Here is a 25,533-nt window from a genome sequence, read left to right on the forward strand (position 1 = left end):
GTCTACGTTTCGCGATCCGTGAAGGTGGCCGTACAGTAGGTGCTGGTGTTGTTGCTAAGATCTTCGACTAATTCATAACGAATTAAACGAAATCTTGCACTGTTCTTCTTTTTGAAGAAAGCGCATCGAAAAGGGAAGCTTAGGCTTCCCTTTTTCATTTCTAGATTACATTTAGTTATAAGTGTTGAAATAAAAGACGTCACTTTTTCGATTTAAAAACAGAGTTTTACCGGCTTTGTTTCTTAACGCTTTTACTCACCCCTCTTAACCCTTTGATCTTTTCCTGCAGCGGTAAAATCTTTATAACCAAATATTCTGAGCGGACACCATAATGCGACTGGTAACAAGAACTATTCTTGTTTATATTGTTTGTCACAGATTAGTTTTATAGGTTTTTTGAGTATGTACGTTTGTCTTTGCCATGGTGTCTCCGACAAAAAAATTAGGAAGTTGGCGATAGATGAAGGCGTAACAGATATTAAAGGAATCAAAAAGTGCACGGCATTGGGCAGCCAATGTGGTAAGTGCATCAGACAGGCCAAGGAAATTTTAGCGGAAACTAGTTACACGGAATTTAAACAAGCCAGCTAATTGCTGTAAGTATGCAGTAATTATTTGCCTTACATTTTGACACCTTCTCATTTGCTTCTACATTTAAATGAAGCCAAAGAGGAGGGTTTTGTCATGAAAGGCGATCCAATCATCATTCAACATCTCAATAAAGTGCTCGGTAACGAGCTCGTCGCTATTAATCAGTATTTTCTTCACGCCCGAATGTATAAAGACTGGGGCTTAAAGCACCTAGCAGACAAGGAATATCACGAATCTATCGATGAGATGAAGCATGCCGATCATCTAATTGAGCGTATTTTGTTCCTTGAAGGCCTACCGAACCTACAAGATTTAGGTAAGTTGATGATTGGTGAAGATACCAAGGAAATGTTCGAGTGTGACTTAAAGCTTGAAATGGCGGCTATTCCAGATTTAAAAGATGCGATTGCCTACGCTGAAGACATTCGAGATTATGTGTCTCGAGATCTCTTCCAAGATATTCTTGAAGATGAAGAAGAACATGTTGATTGGCTAGAGACGCAACTTGGCTTGATTGAAATGTCTGGTATTGAGAATTATCTCCAAGCGCAATACGTGGACGAAGAGTAACGATACTTTCTGAGTTTGCATACTCCAATAATAGTAAGAAGAAAGAGCACCTGACTCGAAAATCAGGTGCTTAACCCCGTTATCTGGTCTAATCTCTTTTATTATCGGCTTTTTAAGGATATTGCTCGCAATCTTGCCTATGAAGTTTGATTTCTATCCGATAGAATTTATGCCCCCTTACCTAAAAATAAAAAAGAGAAACGTCCATGTCTGAAGACAACCACCAAGCAGCCACTCCAGAAGAAGAACATCGCCAAAAAGCATTGGATTACCATGCTTATCCAACTCCAGGAAAGATTGCTGTCGAACTTACAAAGCCTGCGGAAACGGCGGGTGATCTTGCCCTTGCATACAGCCCAGGAGTTGCAGAGCCAGTGCGTGAAATCGCACAAAACCCGGATAACGTGTACAAGTACACTGCAAAAGGGAACATGGTTGCTGTTATTTCTAACGGTACCGCTATTCTAGGTCTAGGTAACCTAGGTCCACTTGCATCTAAGCCAGTGATGGAAGGTAAAGCGTTACTGTTTAAGCGTTTTGCAGGTCTTGACTCTATTGATATTGAAGTTAAGCACCGCACGATCGATGAATTTGTTGATACTGTTGCGAGCATTGCAGACACTTTTGGCGGTATTAACCTTGAAGATATTAAAGCACCAGACTGTTTTGAGATTGAAAAGCGTCTGATTGAACGTTGTGATGTACCAGTATTCCACGATGATCAACATGGTACTGCTATTGTAACGGCAGCGGGTATGCTGAATGCAATCGAACTTCAAGGTAAGAAACTTGAAGATTCAACAATTGTTTGTCTTGGCGCTGGCGCTGCCGCTGTAGCGTGTATGGAGCTTCTGATCAAATGCGGCGCAATGCGCGAAAAAATCTACATGCTAGATCGCAAAGGTGTGATTCACACTCGTCGTGATGATCTTAATGAATATAAGCAGCTATTTGCGAACAATACAGATAAGCGCACACTAGAAGACGTGATTGAAGGTGCAGATCTGTTCCTAGGTGTATCTGGTCCAAACCTATTGCCAGCGGAAGCGTTGAAGTTGATGGCAGATAAGCCAATCGTATTCGCATGTTCTAACCCGGATCCTGAAATCAAGCCGGAACTTGCTCACGCAGTTCGTGATGACTTGATCATGGGCACTGGCCGTAGTGATTATCCTAACCAAGTTAACAACGTATTGTGTTTCCCATTCATTTTCCGCGGTGCTCTTGATGTGCGTGCAAGTGAAATCAATGATGAAATGAAACTTGCAGCCGTTGAGGCGATTCGTGAGCTAGCAAAAGAGCCTGTACCTGAAGCCGTATTGAAGGCTGCAGGTGTTGATAAGCTAGAGTTTGGTGCGGACTATATTATTCCAAAACCAATGGATTCACGTTTGCTACCACGTGTTGCAAAAGCGGTTGCTCAGGCGGCGGTTAATTCAGGTGTAGCTCGTATCGAGATGCCTGAAAACTACATGGCAGAGTAATATATCTTTCAGATGTGATACACAAAAATGGGACGCTATTGCGTCCCATTTTTATGTCATTCATTTGGCTCGAGGCAAGAGTTATTACCTGAAACCTCTTATCAGGCTTTTTTATTCTTCGTCGAATGACTCAAATTCGATGCCCATTTCCGTCATCAGCGCTTTTACTTCTGTTGGAATATCATCAGGACGGTCTTTACGAAGGTCTTCATCTGTCGGAAGTGGCTGACCTGTGTACGCGTGCAAAAATGCCTCGCATAGCAATTCGCTATTGGTTGCATGGCGTAAGTTATTGATCTGACGGCGAGTACGCTCATCAGTTAGCACCTTTAAAACTTTTAGCGGGATAGAGACGGTAATTTTTTTTACTTGTTCGCTTTTTTTGCCGTGCTCTGCATATGGGCTAATGTATTCGCCATTCCAGTCAGCCATTGCACACCTTCATTTATGTAATCGGTTAAAAATAATTTAGGTGCTGATTTTAGCTGCATTTACCGCCATAAGCAAAGACATATAGACGTCTAGAAGTGTTGACGTCTCATTTTTTGACGAGTAAAGTGAACATAACAGCAAAGGAAGCGTGTTGATCACTTTATGTTACACATTAGATATAGCGCATTCCTATTTAGAAGTCATTACCCGTGAAAGGATACACCCATGAGCACTCGCAAACCTGCGACCATTGCAGTACGCACTGGTATTGAATCAGACAGCCAATATCATGCTGTCGTTCCACCTATTTATCTTTCCACTAACTATGGTTTTCCTGCTTTTGGTGAAGTGCCCAAGTATGATTACACACGATCTGGTAATCCAAACCGCGGACTGTTGGAAAGTGCGCTATCTGAACTCGAGTCTGGAAAAGGAGCGGTTGTTACTAATTGCGGTACGTCGGCATTAAATTTATGGGTTTCCGCTTTTCTCGGCCCAGATGATCTCATTATTGCTCCTCACGATTGTTATGGTGGTACCTATCGTCTTTTTAATACCCGAGCTAACAAAGGCGATTTTAAGGTTCAGTTTGTCGATCAATCAGACGAACAGGCTTTAGATGCTGCATTGGCACAAAAACCAAAACTCATTTTGCTAGAAACTCCGTCAAACCCTCTGGTTCGCGTAGTGGATATTGCAGCTACTTGTGAAAAAGCGAAACAAGTCGGCGCGTTAGTTGCGGTGGACAATACCTTTTTGACACCCGTGTACCAAAAACCTTTAGAGCTAGGTGCGGATTTTGTTATCCACTCCACAACAAAGTACATCAACGGTCATTCGGACGTAATTGGTGGGGTAATCATCACCAACACAGAAGCGCATGCAGAAGAGCTTGCATGGTGGGGCAATTGTATTGGTGCAACGGGCACACCTTTCGATAGTTACATGACACTGCGAGGTATTCGTACGCTTGGTGCTCGTATGAGAGTACATGAAGAGAGCTCACAGCAGGTACTAGCTTACCTACAGAAACAAGCGTTAGTTAAAACTATCTATCATCCAAGCCTGCCGGAACATCCAGGTCACGACATTGCTAAAAAGCAGCAAACGGGCTTTGGCTCTATGTTGAGTTTTGAGTTTGCTGGTTCGTTTGAACAGTTAAAGGTGTTTGTGAAAGAGCTCCAACTGTTTTCATTAGCAGAGTCATTAGGTGGTGTAGAAAGTTTGATTTGCCACCCAGCATCCATGACGCACCGTGCAATGGGTGAGGAGGCGCTGGCGGAGGCTGGGGTCTCTCATCAACTATTGCGTTTGTCTGTCGGTTTGGAAGATGCACAAGACCTCATCACAGATTTAGAACAAGCGTTCGCTAAAGCTACCCAGTAATAGGAGACGATAACAATGACTGTACAACGTCAGCTGCATAAGTTTGGTGGCAGTAGCTTAGCAAACCCAGAATGCTACTTACGCGTTGTGGGTATTCTCAAGGAGTATTCGACAGAAAATGATCTGGTGGTCGTCTCTGCTGCAGGAAAAACCACTAACCGCTTGATTGAGTTTTTGGAAGGGTTAAATAAAGATGGCCGAATTGCGCATGAGGCGCTTCAAAGCTTAAGACAGTTTCAAACTGAGCTAATAGAAAGCTTGTTGGAGAGTGAAGCAAAAGAAGAGCTGTTAGCTTTATTACATGATGAGTTCAGTACTCTCTCGGAGCTGACTGCACCACTCACTAATGCGCAAAAAGCCGCGGTACTGGGGCACGGAGAAGTATGGTCTGCTCGCCTATTGGCCGCGTTATTATCTCAACGTTCTATCCCTGCGGTTGCACAAGATGCACGAGCGTTTTTACGTGCAGAAGCGGGAACTCAACCAGAGGTTGATCGCGCTCGTTCATACCCTTTAATTAAAGAGATCCTCGCGCAGCATAACCATAAACGTGTGGTAATTACTGGCTTTATGGCTCAGAACGAGGCAGGAGAAACCATTCTACTTGGTCGTAACGGCTCTGACTATTCTGCAACGGTCATAGGCGCGCTTGCTGAAGTCAGTACTGTCACGATTTGGAGTGATGTTGCTGGTGTCTATAGTGCCGATCCACGTTTGGTGTCTGACGCTTGTTTATTACCGTTACTTCGATTGGATGAAGCCAGTGAACTTGCTCGCTTAGCTGCCCCAGTGCTACACAGTCGCACGCTTCAGCCTGTGGCGCAAAGTACCATGGACCTTAATCTCAAGTGTAGCTATCTGCCAGAGTCGGGTTCTACTCGTATTGAGCGTGTATTGGCATCTGGTCGTGGCGCTAAAATTATTACTTCACTGGATGATGTTTTATTGGTGCAGTTGTCTTTCATGCATGGGCACGACTTCGAAAAAACACAGAGTGATGTATTACAAGCGTTGCAGCGCGCGCAATTAGAGCCACTGGCATTTGAAGCTCAATCCGATCAGCACACGCTACGCTTGGCTTACACCGCAGAAATCGCCGGTGGTGCATTGAAACACTTGCAAGAGCTTGCGGTAGAGGCTGAAATTAAGCTAAAAGAAGGTTACTCGCTCTTAGCTGCGGTAGGTGCAGGCGTTACGAAAAACGCCAATCATTGCTTTGGCTTTTATCAGAAGCTAAAGCACTCTCCGGTAGAATTTATCTCTGAAACAGACTCAGGGCTGAGCCTAGTCGCTGTTTTGCGCCGTACTGATACTGAGGCGTTGGTTCAAACGATTCATAGCCAGTTGTTCCAAGCGCAAAAACGCGTGGCAGTGGCTTTATGTGGCAAGGGTAATATTGGTTCTAGTTGGTTAAATTTATTTGCGACGCAAAAAAGTGAGCTCGAAAAACGTCATGGTATGAGCTTTGATCTTGTCGCGGTTGTGGATAGCCAAACCTATTGGTTCGATGAGCAAGGTATTGAGGCGGCGAGTGTTGCTGAACGATTTGATGATGAAAGCATAGCAAACAATGGGGATTGGCTGGCACGTTTGGGAGCGCTTAAAAGCTACGATGAAGCCGTCGTGCTTGATGTTACCGCAAGTAAAGAGTTGGCTCAGCGCTACGTAGAAATCGCACAGCAAGGCATTCATTTGATTTCCGCTAACAAAGTTGCCGGTTCCGCAGATAGCCAGTACTACCATCAGGTTCAAGATGCATTCGCTAAAATTGGTCGTCATTGGCTATACAACGCAACGGTTGGTGCTGGGTTACCGATAAACCATACCGTGCGAGATCTTCGTGAAAGTGGGGATGAAATCGTCGCTCTATCGGGTATTTTCTCGGGGACGCTATCATGGCTGTTCCAACAGTTTGATGGTTCTGTGCCATTTAATGATTTAGTCGATCTTGCTTGGCAGCAAGGTTTAACCGAACCTGATCCTCGTTCTGATTTAGATGGCTCCGATGTAATGCGCAAGTTAGTCATCTTGGCTCGAGAGTCGGGCCTAGATATAGAACCAGACAGCGTTAAAGTTGAGTCTTTGGTGCCAGAAGAATTAAGAGAACTGAGCTTAGATGATTTCTTCGATAATGGAGCGTTGTTGAGTGAAATACTTCAAGAGCGTCTGACAAAAGCACAGAGAAACGATCAAGTGCTTCGCTATGTGGCGCGTTTAGAAAAAAATGGTAAAGCAACGGTGGGAGTCGAAGCGTTATCTCGTGAGCACGCGCTCGCCAACTTATTGCCATGCGATAACATTTTTGCCATAGAGAGCAAGTGGTACAAAGATAACCCTCTGGTCATTCGAGGACCAGGCGCTGGCAGAGAAGTGACAGCCGGCGCTATTCAATCCGACCTCAACCGATTGGCTGGTTTATTTTAAAGTTGCGATTGACCTAAAAACCCTGGAATTAATCCAGGGTTTTTTATTCCCCTATCAGTGCCATACTGAAGTCATAACCCGTGCAAAATGGTGAGATGATGCTCAAGTAGAAACTTGAACTATCTTCATTATTAACTTGAGAAAAATTCATAATTACAAGGTTGACATTAAATCGTATTCAATACATTCTGTAGACATATAGACGTCTAAACGTCGATTTTAAGGATTTGTTTTCGTGGCGGAGTGCCGCAGGGAGAGTAAGATGGGATATACGCACGCAGGCCATATCGACGCCTTGAACCAGAATATTGCTGAGTTATCAGATAACATCAATGTATCGTTTGAGTTTTTTCCGCCAAGCAGCGCTAAGATGGAAGAAACACTTTGGAATTCAGTGCACCGTCTTAAAACGCTTCAACCTAAATTTGTTTCTGTGACTTACGGTGCGAACTCCGGCGAGCGTGACAGAACACACTCCATCATTAAAGAAATTAAAGCCACAACCGGATTGGTTGCCGCTCCCCATCTCACTTGTATTGATGCGACTCGTGAAGAGTTGATTAATATTGCCGATGATTATTGGAACAATGGTATTGAAAATATCGTCGCTCTGCGTGGTGATATTCCTCCAGGTGGCGGTGCGCCTGATATGTATGCCTCGGATTTGGTTGAGCTGCTGAAATCACGCCACGATTTCGATATCTCCGTTGCAGCATTCCCTGAGGTTCACCCTGAAGCTAAAAGCGCACAGTCTGACTTATTGAACCTAAAACGTAAGGTAGATGCAGGTGCAAACCGTGCTATTACTCAGTTCTTTTTTGACGTTGAGTCTTACCTGCGATTCCGTGACCGTTGTGTCGCAGCAGGAATTGACGTAGAGATTGTGCCAGGAATTTTGCCTGTATCGAACTTTAAGCAAGCTTCTCGCTTTGCGGCACAGAACAATGTGAAAGTACCAGGATGGATGAGCAAACAATTCGATGGCTTGGATGATGATCCGGTGACTCGCCAGCTTGTAGGAGCTAGCCAAGCTATTGATATGGTGCGTGTACTGAGTCGTGAAGGGGTTAAGGATTTTCACTTCTACACACTAAACCGTGCAGAGATGACTTACGCGTTATGCCATACGTTGGGTGTTCGTCCTCGCGCAGTAGTCGGTGCGTAAACCTAGTTTCAAAAAGATAAAAGGCTTGCCAAGTGGCAAGCCTTTTTCGTTTTATCAAAGCAAAAGGAGTTTAACCAATCACTTCAAGTTCAGTTAGAACTTCTTCTGCCCAAGTGATCCAAGTTTCACGTAACAGTAGGTTACGGCGAAGCGTTAGACGTTCTAGGCGAGCTTGTTTATCTAAAGTTGACGGCGTTGCGTAGTAAGCCGCTTCAATTTCTTTGTAGTGAGAAACCAGTTTGCGAGACTCTTCAACTAGCTCGGCGAGTTGGTCACGGAATGGAGCCGCTGGTTGAACGGCACATGCCATCAATTTCGCTGAAAACTCATCACGAACTGTTGGGTGTGCAGTTGGTTGATCAAACCACTCTCCTAAAGCGCTGCGACCAGCGTCTGTAATGGAGTAAACCTTGCGGTCTGGTTTGCCTTCTTGGGGTTCTAATACGCAAGTAACCAGTTCTTTCTCAGCCATTTTGTTGAGTTCACGGTACACCTGTTGGTGGCTTGCTTTCCAGAAGTAACCGATGCTAGCAGAGAATTCTTTAGTGATATCGTAACCGGTTGCGTCGCGAGTGCTAAGAACAGTTAAGATTACGTGTGGTAATGACATGTCTTCAATCCAAATGGTCAATAAACTTGTAAACAAGCTACTTATACTTTCAGCTGCGCTCTTACTGGCACTTGAGTTTTTTAATGTATAAGTAGCACCAACAATGTTGGTCCTGTCACCTTAAAGCCGTTTATCACCTAGAGAGATGGGGAGTCCCATCAAGGCTGGAGCAGGTATGATTGGATTTATGAGCTCTCAGCAGGCAAGTAGTATATAAATAATAAGCATGAAGTGGAATAGTAGGACAAAATTACCCTAAAAAACTAACATAATAATCAATAGTGTTAACTTGTGGTTTTTTATTCTTTTATTTTGGTATTTTTTGGGCCTCTAGTGGTGTATTTAACTGCCTTTGTTTTGGTGCGATTATCCTGTGATAAAAAAAAGCTGAGCATTTGCCCAGCTTTCTATTAAAAATGAAACGATTAGCCTGTGTTGCGCATACCTGCAGCAATACCAGCAATCGTCACCATCAACGCTTCTTCCAAGTTTGCAGAAGCTTCTTCGGTTTGACGCGTGCGGTATAGCAGCTCTGCTTGTAGCATATTCAATGGCTCAACGTAGATATTGCGTAAGCGAATAGACTCGAGTCCCCAAGGGTCATGCTGCATCAAGTTTTCATTGTTCTCTACATTCAGTACCGCTTTGATGTCTTCTTGAAGCTGAGCACGAAGCTTTTCACCGAGTGGACGGAGCGACTCATCCACCAATCGCTCATCGTAGTAGCGAGAGATATCAATATTACACTTCGAGTACACCATTTCCAGCATGCCGAGACGAGTTGAGAAAAATGGCCATTCGCGGCACATCTCTTCGAGCAATGCTTGGTGGCCTTTATCGATCGAGTATTGAATCGCTTCACCTGCGCCTAGCCATGCAGGAAGTACCAAACGGTTTTGACTCCATGAGAAGATCCACGGGATTGCACGTAAGCTTTCTACTCCGCCCTTAGGGTTGCGTTTTGCAGGACGAGAACCAAGTGGCAACTTGCCGAGTTCGAGTTCTGGTGTTGCTTGGCGGAAGTAAGGCACGAAATCTGGCTCGCCACGAACCACATTTCGGTAAGACTCACAGCTTACTTCTGATAGCACTTCCATCAAGTCGCGCCATTCTTGTTTTGGCTCTGGTGGCGGTAACAAGTTGGCTTCCAGAATCGCACTTGCATATAGGTTAAAGCTGTTTACTGCGACATCTGGGAGTCCCAGTTTAAAGCGGATCATTTCGCCTTGCTCTGTTACACGTAAACCGCCTTTCAAGCTTTTTGGTGGTTGCGACAAAAGCGCAGCATGCGCAGGTGCGCCACCGCGACCGACTGTGCCCCCACGACCATGGAATAGAGTTAGCTCAACGCCTTCTTCTTCAGCCACTTTAACTAACGATTCCATCGCATGATACTGAGCCCAACCAGCAGACATAACACCTGCATCTTTCGCTGAGTCAGAGTAACCAATCATGACCATCTGGTGGTTTTGGATAAAACCACGGTAAAGGTCAATCCCCATAAGCTGCTTGATGACCGATTCTGCGTTGTTCAAATCGTCTAGCGTTTCGAACAGAGGACACACATCCATGCGGTAAGGGCAACCTGCTTCTTGTAGCAGTAGATGAACGGCGAGTACGTCAGAGGCGGTACGTGCCATTGAAATAACGTAAGCGCCAAACGCTTCACGCGGTTGTGCTGCAACAATCTTACAGGTATCCAAAACCTCTTTGACGGGTTCAGACGGTTCCCAATCACGAGGGAGAAGCGGACGTTTAGATGCCAGCTCGTTAGTTAGAAAAGCAATCTTATCTTGCTCACTCCATTGTTCGTAATCACCAATACCTAAGTAGCGAGTTAGTTCAGACAAGACATCTGAGTGACGCGTGCTCTCTTGGCGGATATCAAGACGTACAAGATGGATACCAAATGCTTTTACGCGGCGTAGTGTATCCAGTAGTGAGCCGTTGGCTATTACACCCATGCCACATTCCTTTAGTGACTGGTAGCAGGCATACAGTGGTTCCCAAAGTTGCTCGACTTTTTGCAGTGGGGCTTTAACGGCCAGTTTTTGACCGTGGATCTTAGCATCGAGAATATCTTTGGTTTCATTGAGCAGAGTGCGTAATTGCTTCAGGATCGCACGGTATGGTTCGTGCTGATCTTCGCCAGCAAGTTCACGGACTTGATCGTTTGAAACTGTCATAGACAGCTCGCTGATCAACTCGTTGATGTCATTGAGATAAAGATCGGCGGCTTTCCAACGAGACAATAGTAAGACTTCACGCGTAACGTTGTGAGTAACAAACGGGTTACCGTCACGGTCACCGCCCATCCAAGAGGAGAAGTGCACTGGGCGAGCATCAATGGGTAAACCTTCTCCAAGGTAAGATTTTAGACGGTCATTCATCTCACGTAGGAAGTCCGGTACTGCTTCCCATAGAGAGTTTTCAACGACCGCAAAGCCCCACTTTGCTTCATCCAACGGAGTAGGGCGTTGTTGTCGAATCACGTCTGAATGCCAGCCTTGGGCAATCAGTTGCTCTAGGCGGCGTTCGGTTTTTCTGCGCTCTTTAGAAGAAAGATCGCTTAGCTCCAACTTTGATAAGCACTCGTTTATCTTGACCAGTTTGTTGATCATCGTACGGCGCGTAATTTCTGTTGGGTGAGCCGTCAATACCAATTCAATATTTAGATCACGAACCGCTTGGGCAGTGTCCAGTTTGCTCACATCGTTTTGTACCAGTTTAGAAAATAGCGAGTTAATCGCGTCTGGTTCACAAATGTGCTCTTCACAATGGCGTGAAATCGTGTGGTATTGCTCAGCGATATTGGTGAGGTTTAGAAATTGGTTAAACGCGCGAGTAACGGGCGTTAGCTGCTCATCAGGTAGATGTTTGATTTCTTCGATCAAGCTGTCCCTGTCTGCTTGATTCCCTGCTTGAGCTGATTTGGATAATTTACGAATGGTTTCCACTTTCTCGAAGATTTCTTCGCCATGGGCATCGCGAATGGTGTTACCCAATAAGTGGCCTAACATGCGCACATTACTTTTGAGTGCGGCGTATTTCTCGTTCATTGTCGTCCTGCCTCGTAAAAAAACTACATCCATTGTCCTTGTTAAGACTCCAATCTAGCGAAAAGCACCAGTTATAGTCAAATAAAGCAGACTAAGTTTGCAATTATTCCGCTGTCTCCTGATTTAGAGCAAATTTACGGCAGCCATAGAGTAAGAAGTGAAAATTAATTACAAAATAACAAGTTAAATAAGTGTTAAGACTAGCGCTAAATTGTGAAGATAAAAAGATGCAGCTCAATCGAGCTGCACAGACTTTTGAGCTTAAACGCGTATTAACAGCAGTACTTGACCATTGCCTTTGAAAGCACATCAATTGTGGGGTCGATAAAGTCGAAGGATAGAAACTCATCCGGTTGATGGGCTTGGTCGATTGACCCAGGGCCGAGCACCAAGGTTGGACACAACTGTTGTAGAAATGGTGCTTCAGTACAGTAGTTCACGGTTTCTGAACTGGTTTGGCAGATCTCTTCAACACCACCAATAAATGGGTGGTCATGTTGGCATTCGTAACCCGGAATAGGCTCATGCAATGGAATAATCTCCAGTCTCCCAGGCCATTTCGCTTCGACTTCTTTTAATGCTCCGCGCAACATGTTCTCTAAACCATCAAGGCTAATGCCGGGAAGAGGACGCACGTCGTAATGCAGCTCACAGCAACCACAAATACGGTTAGCGCTGTCACCACCGTGAATGTGTCCAAGATTTAGGGTAGGGCTTGGAATGGCAAAACCCGGATGGTGATATTCTTTAATCAATTTGTCACGCAGTTGCATCATGGCGAACATGACTTCATGCATGATCTCAATAGCGTTAACGCCAAGCGCTGGGTCCGATGAGTGACCGGACTTGCCTGTTACGCGAATGGCATTTGCCACATGCCCTTTATGACCTCGAATTGGTACAAGGCTGGTGGGTTCACCAATGATGCAGTAATCCGGCTTAAATGGGGCGTTTGCTGTGAAATGTCGCGCGCCCAACATGGTGGTCTCTTCGTCACAAGTGGCTAATACGTAAAGTGGTTTGCTCTGCTTGCTCCAATCGACTTTCTTCACTGCTTCATAAATAAAGGCGAAAAAGCCTTTCATGTCTGCTGTGCCTAAACCGTAGAAGCGGTTGTCTTTTTCCGTCAGTTTATGCGGATCAAAATTCCATCGCCCTTGATCGAATGGCACGGTATCGCTATGGCCAGCAAGTAAAAGGCCACCTTCACCCTCACCCATACGTGCGATCATATTGTGCTTGCCTGGCTCGACTTCGATCACTTCAACGCTAAAACCCAGATCTTTAAACCAAGATGCGAGTTTTTCGATGACTTTTGCATTGCCCTGATCCCAGCTCGGATCCGTGGAGCTGATAGAAGAGGTGCTGATGAGTCCTTCATAGACCTCTAGAAAAGTTGGTAATTGCATGGATTCTTCAAATCTCCTGTTGACAGACAGACCACAAAAATGTAAAACACATATTAAATCATATTTAATGAATAAAAAATCAAAATAAAGCAAAAATTAAATATGAATAGTCATTTGAGCCTTTAAGTATATGGATGTTACACAATGCTAAAAACCACGATTATTGGAGCCAGCGGTTACACCGGCGCAGAGTTAGCGTTAATGGTTAATAAACACCCACAACTCACGCTATCAGGTTTATACGTTTCCGCCAACAGTGTTGATGCGGGAAAGAGCATCGCGCAGCTGCACGGTAAGCTAGCGGGCATCATTGATATGCCAGTTTTACCACTAACGGATCCACTGCAAATCGCTCAAGAATCGGACGTGGTGTTTTTGGCAACGGCTCACGAAGTCAGCCATGATTTAGCCCCAACTTTCTTGGAGGCAGGCTGTCAGGTATTCGATTTATCGGGTGCATTCCGTGTGAAAAGTGAAGGCTTTTACGACACTTTTTATGGCTTCGAACATCAACATAACAACTGGCTAGATAAAGCAGCATACGGCTTAGCAGAGTGGAACCAAGAATCAATAAAAACCACTCCTTTGATTGCAGTAGCAGGTTGCTACCCAACCGCTTCACAGCTTGCAATCAAACCTTTATTAGAACATGCGTTGCTCGATACCAACCAATGGCCAGTGATCAACGCAACCAGTGGTGTATCAGGTGCAGGGCGTAAAGCCTCCATGGTTAACAGCTTCTGTGAAGTGAGCTTGCAACCTTATGGTGTATTTAACCATCGTCACCAGCCAGAGATTGCTCAGCACTTGGGTTGCGATGTGATTTTTACTCCGCACCTCGGCAACTTTAAACGCGGCATTCTTGCCACTATCACCATGAAGCTTGCGCAAGGTGTGACAGAAGCACAAGTGGCACAGGCGTTTGAACAAGCTTATCAAGGCAAGCCTGCGGTGCGTCTTAAAGGCGACGGTATTCCACGTATTCAGGATGTCGAAAATACCCCTTTCTGCGATATCGGCTGGAAGGTACAAGGCGAACACATCATTGTGATTTCAGCTATCGACAACCTACTTAAAGGTGCATCGAGTCAAGCGATGCAATGTCTCAATATTCATTACGGTTACCCAGAACTGACAGCGTTGCTGTAGTCGTTGAAAGAGGGAAATGCGATGACGCAAACCAATCAAGCTCCTTTAGTCATTAAGCTAGGTGGTGCAGCTCTATCATGCACTCAAACCTTAAGCCAACTTTTTGGTGCCATTGCGGCTTACCAAAAATCGGCACAGCGACAAATCGCCATCGTTCATGGCGGTGGCTACCTAGTTGATGAGTTGATGGCAAAGCTTCAGCTTGAAACCGTTAAGAAAAACGGTTTACGCGTAACGCCTTACGATCAAATTCCTGTGATTGCAGGCGCGCTTGCAGGCACTGCGAATAAGTTACTTCAAGGTCAAGCGATTGCGGACGGTCTTAACGCTGTGGGCCTTAGCCTTGCGGATGGTGGTTTGTGTCTTGTTGAAGAACTTGACCCAGAACTCGGCGCGGTAGGCAAAGCATCACCGGGTGACTCAGCACTATTACAAGCGGTGCTAAACACAGGTGCACTGCCGATCATCAGTTCAATTGGTTTAACCAAAGATGGCCAGATGATGAATGTGAATGCTGATCAAGCAGCAGTCGCGGTTGCGGGCGCATTAGATGCGGAGTTAGTCCTGTTATCAGACGTGAGTGGTGTATTAGATGGAAAAGGCCATTTGATCAAAACCCTGTCAGAGCAGCAAGCTAACTCGTTGATCGATGGACATGTGATCACCGATGGCATGATCGTCAAAGTTAAAGCCGCTTTGGAGGCCGCCAATGATCTTGGCCGTCCAATTGAAGTCGCGACCTGGCGTTACCCAGAAAAATTAGCACAGTTATTCGCTGGTGAAAGTATTGGTACTCAATTCTTGCCTCAATAAGCATCAGCAAAAGAATTCAATATTAGGAAGTCGTAGTTGGCACTGACCGCCGAGCGCAGCGCCAGTTAAGTTTGGAGAAAAAACATGAGCAAAGTGAACGTAAATAAAGTGGTAGTCGCATACTCAGGCGGTCTAGATACTTCAGTAATTATCCCGTGGCTAAAAGAGAACTACGACTGTGAAGTAGTGGCTTTCGTTGCCGATGTTGGTCAAGGTGCCGAAGAGCTAGAAGGCATTGAAGCGAAAGCAAAAGCCTCCGGTGCTTCTGAATGCTACATCGCTGACCTGAAAGAAGAAATGGTCGCAGACTACATTTACCCAACGCTAAAAACCGGCGCGTACTACGAAGGTAAGTACCTGCTAGGTACATCAATGGCGCGTCCAATCATTGCTAAAGCGCAGGTTGAAGTGGCACGTAAAGTGGGCGCGGACGCACTGTGTCATGGCTGTACAGGTAAAGGTAACGACCAAGTGCGTTTCGAAGGTGCATTCGCAGCACTAGCACCGGACTTACAAGTGATTGCACCTTGGCGTGAGTGGGACCTAGTGAGCCGTGAAGAGTGTTTGGATTACCTCGCTGAGCGTAATATTCCTTGCTCTGCGTCTCTTACTAAGATCTATTCACGTGATGCAAACGCATGGCACATTTCGACGGAAGGCGGCGTTTTAGAAGATACTTGGAACGCACCAAACGAAGACTGCTGGGTGTGGACTGTCGACCCAGAGCAAGCGCCAAATGAAGCGGAGTACGTCACGCTGAAAGTAGAAAAAGGTGAAGTGGTCGAAGTTGATGGTGAAGCGATGACACCATACAACGCACTGGTTTACCTAAACGAGAAGGGCGCTAAGCACGGTGTTGGCCGTATCGATATCGTGGAAAACCGTCTTGTTGGAATGAAGTCTCGTGGTTGCTATGAAACACCGGGAGGCACCATCATGATGGAAGCGCTGCGCGCTGTAGAGCAGCTTGTGCTAGACAAATCATCATTCGAATTCCGTGAGGAGCTAGGTCTAAAAGCGTCTCACCTTGTATACGATGGCCGTTGGTTTACGCCACTATGTAAATCGATCCTTGCTGCTTCAGAAGAGCTAGCGCAAGACGTTAACGGTGAAGTGGTTGTTAAGCTTTACAAAGGTCAAGCGACAGTCACGCAAAAACGTTCTGACAACAGCTTGTATTCAGAAGAGTTCGCGACTTTTGGTGAAGATGAAGTGTACGACCAAAGCCATGCAGGTGGGTTCATCCGTCTTTACTCGCTATCAAGCCGTATTCGTGCATTGAACAGCCAGAAGAAATAATCCCTTAACATCCATCTTGGATTGAATAAAGACCCGCCATTTATAGGCGGGTCTTTTGGTTTCTAAAAGCGGGTACCTAAATTTGGCTTGAATATGTATGTAAAAATATTGAATTTATACTTTATTTTTTATCGAAATTGCCGTAACGTTCACACATAAGAAAAAGTGAGCAAATGACCATCAAATTGGTTACTACTCATTCGAGAACGTTAGAGTAAGCAATAGTCATCAGGAGAGACGCAATGGCATTATGGGGCGGAAGATTTACCCAAGCGGCAGACACCAGATTTAAAGAGTTCAATGATTCGTTGCGTTTTGACTACCGATTGGCTGAGCAAGACATCGTAGGTTCAATCGCATGGTCTAAAGCTCTGCTTTCTGTTGATGTGCTATCGGCAGAAGAACAGCAAAAACTGGAACTTGCTTTAAATGAGCTGAAGTTAGAAGTGATGGAAGACCCTCACCAAATTCTTCGCTCTGATGCAGAAGATATCCACTCTTGGGTTGAACAGCAGCTAATCAGTAAAGTGGGAGATTTAGGTAAAAAACTCCACACTGGGCGTTCTCGTAATGACCAAGTCGCCACAGACTTGAAACTTTGGTGTCGTCAGCAAGGTCAGCAATTGTTGATTGCTTTAGATCGCCTACAAGCACAAATGGTCCATGTTGCTAAACAGCACCAAGGCACCGTATTGCCAGGCTATACTCATCTTCAGCGTGCTCAACCTGTAACCTTTGCTCACTGGTGCTTGGCTTATGTTGAAATGTTCGAGCGTGACTACTCTCGTCTGAATGATGCCTTACAGCGTCTCGACACTTGTCCACTTGGCTCGGGTGCTTTAGCGGGAACGGCTTATCCGATTGATCGCGAACAATTAGCACATAATCTCGGTTTCCACCGTGCTACGCGTAATTCACTAGATTCGGTTTCAGATCGTGATCATGTGATGGAACTGATGTCGGTGGCGTCGATTTCTATGCTTCACCTTTCTCGTCTTGCAGAAGATATGATCTTCTACAATTCAGGCGAGTCAAACTTCATTGAGTTAGCGGATACGGTGACATCTGGTTCGTCATTAATGCCACAGAAGAAAAACCCAGATGCACTTGAGTTGATCCGTGGTAAGACAGGGCGTGTCTATGGCGCATTATCGAGCATGATGATGACAGTTAAAGCTTTGCCATTGGCGTACAACAAAGACATGCAGGAAGATAAAGAAGGGTTGTTTGACGCTTTAGATACATGGAACGACTGCATGGAAATGGCAGCTCTGTGTTTTGACGGTATTAAAGTGAATGGCGAGCGCACACTAGAAGCGGCGAAACAAGGTTACGCAAACTCGACGGAGTTAGCTGATTACCTAGTGGCGAAAGGCATCCCATTCCGTGAAGCTCACCACATCGTCGGTGTCGCGGTCGTTGGTGCTATTGCTAAAGGTTGTGCGCTAGAAGAGCTGTCTATCGAAGAGTTAAAAGCCTTCTCAGAAGTCATTGAAGCGGATGTGTATGACATTCTGACTATCGATTCGTGTTTGGAAAAGCGTTGTGCTTTGGGGGGTGTTTCGCCTCACCAGGTCGCTTACGCGGTAGAACAAGCGGATAAGCGCCTGAGCCAGCGTGACAGCTCGGCGGTGAAAGTGCGTCCTGCACGTTTGACGGACATTGAAACGTTGGAAGGTATGGTTGCTTACTGGGCGAACCTTGGTGAGAATCTTCCGCGCTCTCGTAATGAGCTCGTGAGAGATATTGGCTCTTTTGCGGTGGCTGAGCATCATGGTGAAGTGACGGGTTGCGCTTCTCTATATGTGTATGACTCAGGGTTGGCAGAAATACGCTCTCTTGGTATCGAAGCGGGCTGGCAAGGCCAAGGGCAGGGCAGTGCGATTGTGAACTATTTGGTTGAGAAAGCGCGCCAGATGGCGATCAAGAAAGTCTTTGTTCTAACGCGAACGCCTGAGTTCTTTATGAAGCAAAGCTTTTTACCTACATCGAAGTCATTACTGCCGGAGAAAGTTCTGAAAGATTGCGATCAGTGCCCACGTCAACATGCATGTGATGAGGTAGCGCTTGAGATCAATTTAATGGAGCAAGTGATCCAAAAAACGCATGTGGCATGAACTGAAGTTGTGGAGTGATTTTATTAGCATTCAATGACATAGTCATTTTCCTGTTTACTTACATCAGTATTCGCTAAAAAAATCGAAAAAATTTGGAACCTTTGAGAGGAAGCCCGGTCTATTAAAGTACCACTGCTTTTTCTTAGAAGAATCTAAGAGAGCCCCAGAACTGACATTGGTTTTGGGGCTTTTTTCTATCTGTCACTTTTCTCTTTTTTATTCGCCTTTTTTTGTCCCTTTCGACGCTGCCAAGGCAAGATGACAAAACGCATCCATAAGTGTAGAAACAACAAAACGTTGAAAGCGAAGCCGGCAAAGATCAAAGCGATCGACTCGATGCTTTGTGGATCATCTTTGAGCGTAAACCACCACACAATCCAACACAGTACAGAAAGCACCGTCAATTGATCCAAGCATCGTTGGCAACGTCCAAGTTTTTTCCAAAACCAATGTTCCTCGCAGCGGCGACAAGTCATAGTGTTTTCCAAACCATTAGTGTTGCTTCAGATTATATATCTAACTAAATGGTGGAAAGCGTTTCTTGTACCGGACTTAGAGCGCTATGACACAACCAAAAATGGAAAGTTAGCTTTGTAAAAGCTTTGTGGCACGTAATTGATGTATGGTGCGCTGTCAGTCTTTAACAGGAAATATAATGATGTCGACAGAGTTGAAACTTGCGCTAAGTATCGCTGGTGGGTTCTTTATGATCGGTGTTGTCGCGATTTGTATGGTCAGTCGCTATGCAATGATGGCAGCGTAAGAGAGATTTCATTGCGCCAAAGTAGTAAAGCAAAGCCTCGTTGATGACGAGGCTTTGCTTTATATTTAGATAGAAGCCCGAAAGCGTTAGCAGCCTGGGCCGCAGTCAAGACAATGTTTCACCATTTCTGGCCCTAAGTGTAGTTTTGAATTCAAATCACGTAGAGCGGTGCGGACGCCTTCTTCAATCACTGGGTGATAGAAGGGCATATCTAACATCTCAGAAATCGTCATCCTATTTTGGTGCGCCCACGCTAAAAGGTGAGCAAGATGCTCTGCATTCGGGCCCATCATTTCTGCACCTAAAAAACGTCCAGTGCCTTGCTCTCCGTAGACATGCAGAATGCCTTTATTACGAAGCATGACGCGCGAACGTCCTTGATTTTCAAACGAGACTTCACCGGTTGCGAAACATCCACATGTGCCTAGACGTGTTTCTAGTTGCTTATATGTTTCTCCAACCATAGCAATTTGAGGGTCGGAGAACACGGCTGAAATTGGTGAACGACGCAGACCCGCACGAATATCTGGGAAACGGCCTGCGTTGTCTCCAGCAATACGGCCTTGGTCAGCGGCTTCGTGCAACAGTGGAATTTGGTTACTTGCATCACCTGCGATGAAGATGCTCTCTACCGAAGTTTGCAATGTATAGTGATCCGCCGTTGGTACGCCACGTTCATCGAGAGCCACATTGGTGTTCTCGATCGCCAGCTTATCGACGTTTGGACGACGACCCGTTGCGGCCAATACGTAATCGACAACGAAAGTTTCTAATTCACCATCATGGTTGATGAATTGGATTTCGACCTTGTCTTCGCCGTCATTGTCTGATGAAGCAATGCGTTTCATGCTTTCGACTTTTACATCTGCATCAAGGTAGAACTCTTCCTTAAAGGCTTTATCTGCATACGCCATCACCTCTGGGTCTGTCAGTGGGCCCACTTGTCCTCCAAGGCCAAAGAGCTTCACGTTCACCCCTAGGCGGTGTAAAGCCTGACCCAATTCAAGGCCGATGACTCCTGGGCCAAATACTGTCACGGACTCTGGTAAGTCATCCCAGTCAAATACATCATCGTTAATCACTAGGCGATCACCCAGTTCATTCCAAGCTGCCGGATATGCTGGACGAGATCCTGTCGCAATAACAATGCGCTGTGCGGTGACCTGAGTATGATCATCTATGATGAGAGTGTGGTCATCGGCAAACTTCGCGTAGCCCGATAGTTTGTCTTCAGCGGGAATATCATCGACACTTTCAAGCACAAAGCCAACAAAACGATCGCGTTCGCGCTTTACACGATCCATCACTTCTCGTCCGTTAATTCGTACTTCACCTTGCGGGTGTATCCCAAATCCAGGTGCTTTTTCGATTTGATGAACACTTTCTGCTGCCGCAATTAACAGCTTAGACGGCATGCATCCGACACGAGCACAGGTTGTTCCGTAGGGACCGCCCTCAATGATTACCACGCTGTTGGTATGAGCTTTTGCTGCTCGATAAGCACCAAGACCAGCCGTCCCGCCACCAATAATCGCTACGTCGACATTAACTTGTTTCATCGTGAACTCTCGCTTTTGTTTTAAGCCAAGCTAGCTACATTGAGCTTGGAGAGTGAATTGGATAGTTGAATCTGGATAAGTAGTCACCTTATTGGCAGATGACTACTTATCTAGACTAGTAGAAGAAGTGGTTTAGGGTTGGCCTCCGAGCCAAAAGGCACCGGAGACCGAGGGTGTAGGCTATGGACAGCTTAGCCTAGATACGCTTCTAGCTCTTCGCTACCGCCGATATGCTTGCCACCGATAAAGACTTGTGGAACAGTCGTGCGACCAGATATAGCTCGTAGACTAACTGTTGTTGCGTCTTTACCCAGAATCACTTCTTCATATTGAAGACCGTGGTCAATCAGATTTTGTTTCGCTTTCATACAGAAAGGGCAGCCTGGTTTAGTGAACACCGTGATGGATTCTTGCGTTTTGTAGTCAGGCGCTATGTAGTTCAGCATCGTATCTGCGTCTGACACCTTGAATGGGTCGCCTGGTTCGTTTGGCTCAATGAACATTTTTTCCACTACGCCATCTTTTACTAGCATGCTGTAACGCCATGAACGTTTGCCAAAGCCGATGTCGTTTTTATCCACTAACATACCCATGCCATCGGTGAATTCACCATTACCATCCGGGATGAAGGTAATGTTTTCTGCTTCTTGGTCTTGTTTCCATGCATTCATCACGAACGTATCATTGACCGAGACACAAATAATCTCATCCACTCCGTGCTCTTTAAATACAGGGAACAATTCGTTGTAACGAGGTAGATGGCTTGATGAACAGGTTGGAGTAAATGCACCCGGTAAGCTAAATACGATAACGGTCTTACCTTTAAATAGCTCATCGGTCGTTACATTCACCCAAGAGTCACCTTGACGAACTGGAAAAGTAACTTGAGGGACTTGTTGACCTTCTTTAGATACAAACATAATGATTTCCTTTAACTATTTTAAACTATGCGTATAGAGCTTAGCGTTTTTCGTCGCTCTGTTTCGTTTTATTGAGCCCATTATTGTAAAAATCCTTTGATAGCTCTAATCGTTTGGTGTTATGGTTTTGATAGGTATTAGCTATTGTTAAAGAAGCGAAGCGTGAATTATGAATATTCGAGATTTTGAGTACTTAGTTGCACTTGCGGAACATAAGCACTTTCGTAAAGCGGCAGAGGCATGTTTTGTTAGCCAGCCAACATTGAGTGGGCAAATTCGTAAACTAGAGGATGAACTCGGGACCACGCTTTTAGAGCGAAGCAGCCGACGTGTTTTGTTTACCGATTCAGGGTTACAGCTGGTGGAGCAGGCTAAACGCATCTTAAGTGAAGTGAAAACCTTCAGAGATATGGCAAGCGGTCAAAGCGGAGCTATGACTGGACCGATGCATATTGGTTTCATCCCGACGGTTGGGCCTTATCTACTACCCAAAATTCTGCCGCAGATAAAAGAAGCATTTCCTGAGTTGGAACTATTTCTGCACGAAGCTCAAACACATCAATTAGTGCGTCAATTGGAAGAAGGCAAACTAGATTGCTTAGTTTTAGCTTCGGTTGATGAAACTGCGCCATTTAAAGAGATCGAAGTGTATCAAGAGCCATTAAGTGTCGCAGTGCCATGTGACCACGAGTGGGCCTCTCTCGACCATGTTGATATGTTGGAGCTGAATGGTAAAACCGTTTTAGCGTTGGGAGACGGCCACTGTCTGCGAGATCAAGCGTTAGGTTTTTGTTTTGCCGCTGGTGCAAAAGACGATGAGCGTTTTAAAGCCACCAGCTTGGAGACGTTACGCAACATGGTTGCTGCCGGTGCGGGGATTACGTTATTGCCTCAGCTTTCTATCCCTAATGAGAAGCAAAAAGATGGCGTATGCTACGTACCAGCTGTTAACCCAACCCCCTCGCGTAATATCGTGCTCGTATACCGTCCGGGCTCACCATTACGAGCTAGGTTTGAAGCTTTAGCAGCGAAGATTAAAGAGGTGTTGGCTTCTTATCCATCATTGAATGCTGCAGCATAAAAAGCAGAAATAAAAAGGGAGAGCTTGATGCTCTCCCTTGTGCTTTTGTGATTTAGAACAGTTCTTCTGCGCCAGAACCTGAAGAATAAATACTATCTTCTAAACGGTCGCCAGCGTATTCGGTAGGCTCCGTGCCTTTTTCAAAGTATTCGAACATTGATGTGCTATCTACCTTGTGCGTTAGCATACCGCTGTTGCGATCAATACGAACTCGAATAATATCCTCTGGAATATTTTTACTTTGCTCCGGCGTCCCTTCTAGCGCAACACGCATGAAGTCAATCCAAGCAGGCTCTGCGGTTTTCGCACCCGACTCGGCACCAGAAATTTGGCCTTGCCCTAGGTTGCTGTTAACGGTGGTGCGGCCAAGTGCACGTGAGTGATCATCAAAGCCAACCCAAGCTATGGCAACGACACCAGGTCCATAGCCATTGTACCAAGCATCCTTGGAATCATTCGTTGTACCCGTTTTACCCCCGATATCACGACGACCAAGTTTTTGCGCGCGCCAGCCTGTACCATTCCAACCTGTGCCTTCACGCCAGTTACCGCCACCCCAAATGTTGCTGTACATCATCTCACGCATTAAGAATGCATTCTGTTCAGAGATAACTTGCGGTGCATATTGAGGTTCATCATTTTCAAGGGCATTGTCTGTTGCAAGGCCATCAATCGCGACGTCTTGTTCGCCAAATTCATCAGCGTAGCGATTTTCTGGCTGCTCGCTCATTTGCGGACAATCCTTATGACAAACACTCTTTGGATTGGCTTTAAACAGTACTTCACCGAATGCATCTTCCACGCGTTCTACATAGAATGGTTCAACGTAATAACCACCGTTCGCAAACACAGAGTAACCTTGTGCCACTTTCATTGGTGTTAAGCTGCCAGCTCCGAGTGCGATGGTCTCAGAGCGTGGTACTTGGTTAATATCAAAACCGAAACGAGTAAGGTACTGACGTGTCTCCTCGAGGCCAACTTCACGGAGTGTACGCACTGCCATGACGTTTTTTGATTGAGCTAAGCCGAGGCGAAGACGTGTTGGACCACCATAAGTTGGTGGTGAGTTTTTTGGTCGCCAAGCTGAACCAGAACCTGCATCCCACTTGTTAATCGGCGCATCGTTAATCAAAGTGGCTAGAGTCAGTCCTTTGTCAATTGCTGCCGAGTAGATGAAAGGCTTGATACTTGAACCAACCTGACGCACTGACATGGTTGCACGGTTAAACTTGCTGTGAACAAAGTTGAAACCACCAACCAGCGACAATATCGCGCCATTTTCTGGGTTCATCGCAACAAACGCGGTGTTTGCTGTCGGCACTTGGCTCAGTTTCCAGCTCAGTGTTTTGTTGTCATCTTCATCGGTTTCACTTACTTCGCGAACCCAAACTTGTTGACCTGTCGCTAGCACATCATGCGCTGACTTTGGTGTTGAGCCTTGGCGGTTATCGGTAATGTACTTACGCGCCCAGTGCATTCCAGTCCAAGGGATGGTTTGCTCTTCATGGTTCTTAACCCATACTTGCGCGGTCTTATCATCGACTTTCGTCACAACCGCAGGGTAAAGGTCACCATAAGTTGGCTGTTTCTTCAGGTGCTTTTCTATTTGCTCATTGTCCCAGGCCGCTTCCCCTTCTTTCCAAAGCACACTTTCTGCACCACGGTAGCCATGACGTTCATCGTATGACAAGAGGTTATTTACCGCAGACGTATTTGCAGCATCTTGCAGTTTAGAATCCACAGTCATGTAGATATTCAAGCCAGAGGTGTAAGCTTCTTCTTCACCGTATTCTTTTACTGCCCATGCACGAGCCAACTCTGCTACGTAAGGTGCGGAAAGCTCAATCTCAGCGCTATGATAACGCGCCACAATAGGCTCATTGCGTGCTTCGTCATACTGCTCTTGTGTAATGTATTTCTCATCAAGCATTCGCATTAATACAACGTTACGGCGTTTTGTTGCGCGCTCAAGAGAGTAAATTGGGTTCATGGTTGATGGCGCTTTTGGCATACCTGCGAGTGTTGCAATCTCACTTAACGTCAATTCATCAAGGCTCTTGCCAAAATACACTTGAGCGGCAGCACCAAAGCCATATGAGCGGTAACCAAGGAAGATTTTATTGACATAAAGCTCCATGATTTCTTGCTTACTTAAAAGCTGCTCAATATGGATAGCAATAAAAATCTCTTTAATCTTACGCATGATCTTCTTCTCATTAGATAAGAAGAAGTTACGAGCTAGCTGTTGCGTAATCGTACTTGCACCCTGTTTAGCCGAGCCTGAAACCGCAACAACAACAGCTGCACGAGTGATGCCGATAGGGTCGATACCGGGATGCTCGTAGAAACGGCTATCTTCGGTTGCGATGAGCGCGTGAATTAAGTCTTGAGGAATTTCGTCATAAGTAACAGGAATACGACGCTTTTCACCGAACTGTGCGATCAGCTTCCCGTCTTGACTAAACACCTTCATAGGTGTTTGTAATTCAACGTCTTTTAGAGTTGCAACATCTGGCAATTCAGGCTTCACGTACTGATAGAAGCCAAATATTGTGGTGACTCCAAGAATTATGCAAATCAATGTTAAAAATAATAAACGCTTTATGAACTTCACCGGAGAATCCCTGATTGGTTGAGGCTGTGTAACGGCAAACCCTTGTACTCTTAGGTCAAAAATTTAGCACATAAGAGATATTAACTCT

The 25,533-nt window shown here is 45.6% G+C and carries 19 protein-coding genes and 1 pseudogene; 12 read left to right on the forward strand and 8 right to left on the reverse strand.

What is annotated here, in order from left to right:
- The 4 genes and pseudogenes from R7070_RS21615 to R7070_RS21630 form a co-directional block, all read left to right on the forward strand.
- A pseudogene (locus R7070_RS21615) lies at window positions 1-71 on the forward strand (elongation factor Tu); the annotation flags it as partial.
- 331 nt (window positions 72-402) lie between these two features.
- Complete coding sequence (locus R7070_RS21620; RefSeq protein ID WP_005381360.1) at window positions 403-591, forward strand: (2Fe-2S)-binding protein; 189 nt, start codon at window positions 403-405, stop codon at window positions 589-591.
- A gap of 93 nt (window positions 592-684) precedes the next feature.
- Window positions 685-1,161 carry a bacterioferritin gene (gene bfr, locus R7070_RS21625; RefSeq protein ID WP_213962143.1) on the forward strand — a complete coding sequence of 159 codons (477 nt, stop codon included), beginning with the start codon at window positions 685-687 and terminating at the stop codon, window positions 1,159-1,161.
- A 206-nt stretch (window positions 1,162-1,367) separates the two neighbouring features.
- A complete protein-coding gene (locus R7070_RS21630; RefSeq protein WP_005381358.1) occupies window positions 1,368-2,645 on the forward strand; it encodes a malic enzyme-like NAD(P)-binding protein in 1,278 nt (425 codons plus the stop codon).
- 111 nt (window positions 2,646-2,756) lie between these two features.
- Here R7070_RS21630 and metJ read toward each other — a convergent pair whose 3' ends face one another.
- Window positions 2,757-3,077 carry a met regulon transcriptional regulator MetJ gene (metJ, locus tag R7070_RS21635; protein WP_005381353.1) on the reverse strand — a complete coding sequence of 107 codons (321 nt, stop codon included), beginning with the start codon at window positions 3,075-3,077 and terminating at the stop codon, window positions 2,757-2,759.
- A 225-nt stretch (window positions 3,078-3,302) separates the two neighbouring features.
- Between metJ and R7070_RS21640 the strand changes: the two genes are divergently transcribed.
- From R7070_RS21640 to metF, 3 genes are all read left to right on the forward strand, one after another.
- A complete protein-coding gene (locus R7070_RS21640; RefSeq protein ID WP_017633522.1) occupies window positions 3,303-4,463 on the forward strand; it encodes an O-succinylhomoserine (thiol)-lyase in 1,161 nt (386 codons plus the stop codon).
- 15 nt (window positions 4,464-4,478) lie between these two features.
- Window positions 4,479-6,887 carry a bifunctional aspartate kinase/homoserine dehydrogenase II gene (locus tag R7070_RS21645; RefSeq protein WP_017633523.1) on the forward strand — a complete coding sequence of 803 codons (2,409 nt, stop codon included), beginning with the start codon at window positions 4,479-4,481 and terminating at the stop codon, window positions 6,885-6,887.
- Between the two features lie 262 nt (window positions 6,888-7,149).
- Window positions 7,150-8,052: a methylenetetrahydrofolate reductase gene (metF, locus tag R7070_RS21650; RefSeq protein WP_005381345.1), complete on the forward strand. Its 903-nt coding sequence runs from the start codon at window positions 7,150-7,152 to the stop codon at window positions 8,050-8,052.
- A gap of 70 nt (window positions 8,053-8,122) precedes the next feature.
- On the opposite strand, the gene R7070_RS21655 is transcribed toward metF, so the two are convergent.
- From R7070_RS21655 to argE, 3 genes are all read right to left on the reverse strand, one after another.
- On the reverse strand, window positions 8,123-8,662 hold the full coding sequence (locus R7070_RS21655; protein WP_005382791.1) for a PadR family transcriptional regulator: 540 nt from the start codon (window positions 8,660-8,662) through the stop codon (window positions 8,123-8,125).
- A gap of 425 nt (window positions 8,663-9,087) precedes the next feature.
- On the reverse strand, window positions 9,088-11,721 hold the full coding sequence (gene ppc, locus R7070_RS21660; protein WP_256900717.1) for a phosphoenolpyruvate carboxylase: 2,634 nt from the start codon (window positions 11,719-11,721) through the stop codon (window positions 9,088-9,090).
- 272 nt (window positions 11,722-11,993) lie between these two features.
- Complete coding sequence (argE, locus tag R7070_RS21665) at window positions 11,994-13,130, reverse strand: acetylornithine deacetylase (protein WP_005381335.1); 1,137 nt, start codon at window positions 13,128-13,130, stop codon at window positions 11,994-11,996.
- A gap of 144 nt (window positions 13,131-13,274) precedes the next feature.
- Here argE and argC point away from each other — a divergent pair, with 144 nt between their 5' ends.
- From argC to argH, 4 genes are all read left to right on the forward strand, one after another.
- On the forward strand, window positions 13,275-14,279 hold the full coding sequence (gene argC, locus R7070_RS21670) for an N-acetyl-gamma-glutamyl-phosphate reductase (protein ID WP_005382790.1): 1,005 nt from the start codon (window positions 13,275-13,277) through the stop codon (window positions 14,277-14,279).
- Between the two features lie 21 nt (window positions 14,280-14,300).
- Window positions 14,301-15,092: an acetylglutamate kinase gene (argB, locus tag R7070_RS21675; protein ID WP_005381333.1), complete on the forward strand. Its 792-nt coding sequence runs from the start codon at window positions 14,301-14,303 to the stop codon at window positions 15,090-15,092.
- 84 nt (window positions 15,093-15,176) lie between these two features.
- Window positions 15,177-16,391 (forward strand): argininosuccinate synthase, encoded by a 1,215-nt coding sequence (locus R7070_RS21680; protein WP_017821738.1) that lies wholly within the window; start codon window positions 15,177-15,179, stop codon window positions 16,389-16,391.
- Between the two features lie 242 nt (window positions 16,392-16,633).
- A complete protein-coding gene (gene argH, locus R7070_RS21685; protein WP_005381331.1) occupies window positions 16,634-18,508 on the forward strand; it encodes an argininosuccinate lyase in 1,875 nt (624 codons plus the stop codon).
- A gap of 194 nt (window positions 18,509-18,702) precedes the next feature.
- Here argH and R7070_RS21690 read toward each other — a convergent pair whose 3' ends face one another.
- The 3 genes from R7070_RS21690 to R7070_RS21700 form a co-directional block, all read right to left on the reverse strand.
- Complete coding sequence (locus tag R7070_RS21690; RefSeq protein WP_025768083.1) at window positions 18,703-18,984, reverse strand: DUF3624 domain-containing protein; 282 nt, start codon at window positions 18,982-18,984, stop codon at window positions 18,703-18,705.
- Between the two features lie 373 nt (window positions 18,985-19,357).
- Window positions 19,358-20,830: a dihydrolipoyl dehydrogenase gene (locus R7070_RS21695; RefSeq protein WP_256900718.1), complete on the reverse strand. Its 1,473-nt coding sequence runs from the start codon at window positions 20,828-20,830 to the stop codon at window positions 19,358-19,360.
- Between the two features lie 191 nt (window positions 20,831-21,021).
- Window positions 21,022-21,750, reverse strand: coding sequence for a redoxin family protein (locus tag R7070_RS21700; protein WP_005382781.1), 729 nt, complete (start codon window positions 21,748-21,750; stop codon window positions 21,022-21,024).
- A gap of 169 nt (window positions 21,751-21,919) precedes the next feature.
- Here R7070_RS21700 and oxyR point away from each other — a divergent pair, with 169 nt between their 5' ends.
- The gene (gene oxyR / locus R7070_RS21705) at window positions 21,920-22,831 is read left to right on the forward strand and encodes a DNA-binding transcriptional regulator OxyR (RefSeq protein ID WP_005381326.1); all 912 of its coding nucleotides are present in this window, start codon (window positions 21,920-21,922) and stop codon (window positions 22,829-22,831) included.
- Between the two features lie 52 nt (window positions 22,832-22,883).
- On the opposite strand, the gene R7070_RS21710 is transcribed toward oxyR, so the two are convergent.
- Window positions 22,884-25,445, reverse strand: coding sequence for a penicillin-binding protein 1A (locus R7070_RS21710; RefSeq protein WP_085570127.1), 2,562 nt, complete (start codon window positions 25,443-25,445; stop codon window positions 22,884-22,886).
- Between the last annotated feature and the right edge of the window lie 88 nt (window positions 25,446-25,533).

Source organism: Vibrio sp. 1557 (assembly GCF_033340175.1).
In the GTDB taxonomy this organism is placed as follows: Bacteria; Pseudomonadota; Gammaproteobacteria; order Enterobacterales; family Vibrionaceae; genus Vibrio; species Vibrio alginolyticus.

Bases quoted from the DNA above. Each gene is read 5' to 3' on its own strand.
- ppc (WP_256900717.1), bottom strand. From the start codon at position 11,721: ATGAACGAGAAATACGCCGCACTCAAAAGTAATGTGCGCATGTTAGGC.
- argH (WP_005381331.1), top strand. From the start codon at position 16,634: ATGGCATTATGGGGCGGAAGATTTACCCAAGCGGCAGACACCAGATTT.
- argB (WP_005381333.1), top strand. From the start codon at position 14,301: ATGACGCAAACCAATCAAGCTCCTTTAGTCATTAAGCTAGGTGGTGCA.
- argE (WP_005381335.1), bottom strand. From the start codon at position 13,130: ATGCAATTACCAACTTTTCTAGAGGTCTATGAAGGACTCATCAGCACC.
- argC (WP_005382790.1), top strand. From the start codon at position 13,275: ATGCTAAAAACCACGATTATTGGAGCCAGCGGTTACACCGGCGCAGAG.
- R7070_RS21630 (WP_005381358.1), top strand. From the start codon at position 1,368: ATGTCTGAAGACAACCACCAAGCAGCCACTCCAGAAGAAGAACATCGC.
- R7070_RS21645 (WP_017633523.1), top strand. From the start codon at position 4,479: ATGACTGTACAACGTCAGCTGCATAAGTTTGGTGGCAGTAGCTTAGCA.
- R7070_RS21655 (WP_005382791.1), bottom strand. From the start codon at position 8,662: ATGTCATTACCACACGTAATCTTAACTGTTCTTAGCACTCGCGACGCA.
- R7070_RS21700 (WP_005382781.1), bottom strand. From the start codon at position 21,750: ATGTTTGTATCTAAAGAAGGTCAACAAGTCCCTCAAGTTACTTTTCCA.
- metJ (WP_005381353.1), bottom strand. From the start codon at position 3,077: ATGGCTGACTGGAATGGCGAATACATTAGCCCATATGCAGAGCACGGC.
- oxyR (WP_005381326.1), top strand. From the start codon at position 21,920: ATGAATATTCGAGATTTTGAGTACTTAGTTGCACTTGCGGAACATAAG.
- R7070_RS21620 (WP_005381360.1), top strand. From the start codon at position 403: ATGTACGTTTGTCTTTGCCATGGTGTCTCCGACAAAAAAATTAGGAAG.
- bfr (WP_213962143.1), top strand. From the start codon at position 685: ATGAAAGGCGATCCAATCATCATTCAACATCTCAATAAAGTGCTCGGT.
- R7070_RS21680 (WP_017821738.1), top strand. From the start codon at position 15,177: ATGAGCAAAGTGAACGTAAATAAAGTGGTAGTCGCATACTCAGGCGGT.
- metF (WP_005381345.1), top strand. From the start codon at position 7,150: ATGGGATATACGCACGCAGGCCATATCGACGCCTTGAACCAGAATATT.
- R7070_RS21695 (WP_256900718.1), bottom strand. From the start codon at position 20,830: ATGAAACAAGTTAATGTCGACGTAGCGATTATTGGTGGCGGGACGGCT.
- R7070_RS21690 (WP_025768083.1), bottom strand. From the start codon at position 18,984: ATGACTTGTCGCCGCTGCGAGGAACATTGGTTTTGGAAAAAACTTGGA.
- R7070_RS21640 (WP_017633522.1), top strand. From the start codon at position 3,303: ATGAGCACTCGCAAACCTGCGACCATTGCAGTACGCACTGGTATTGAA.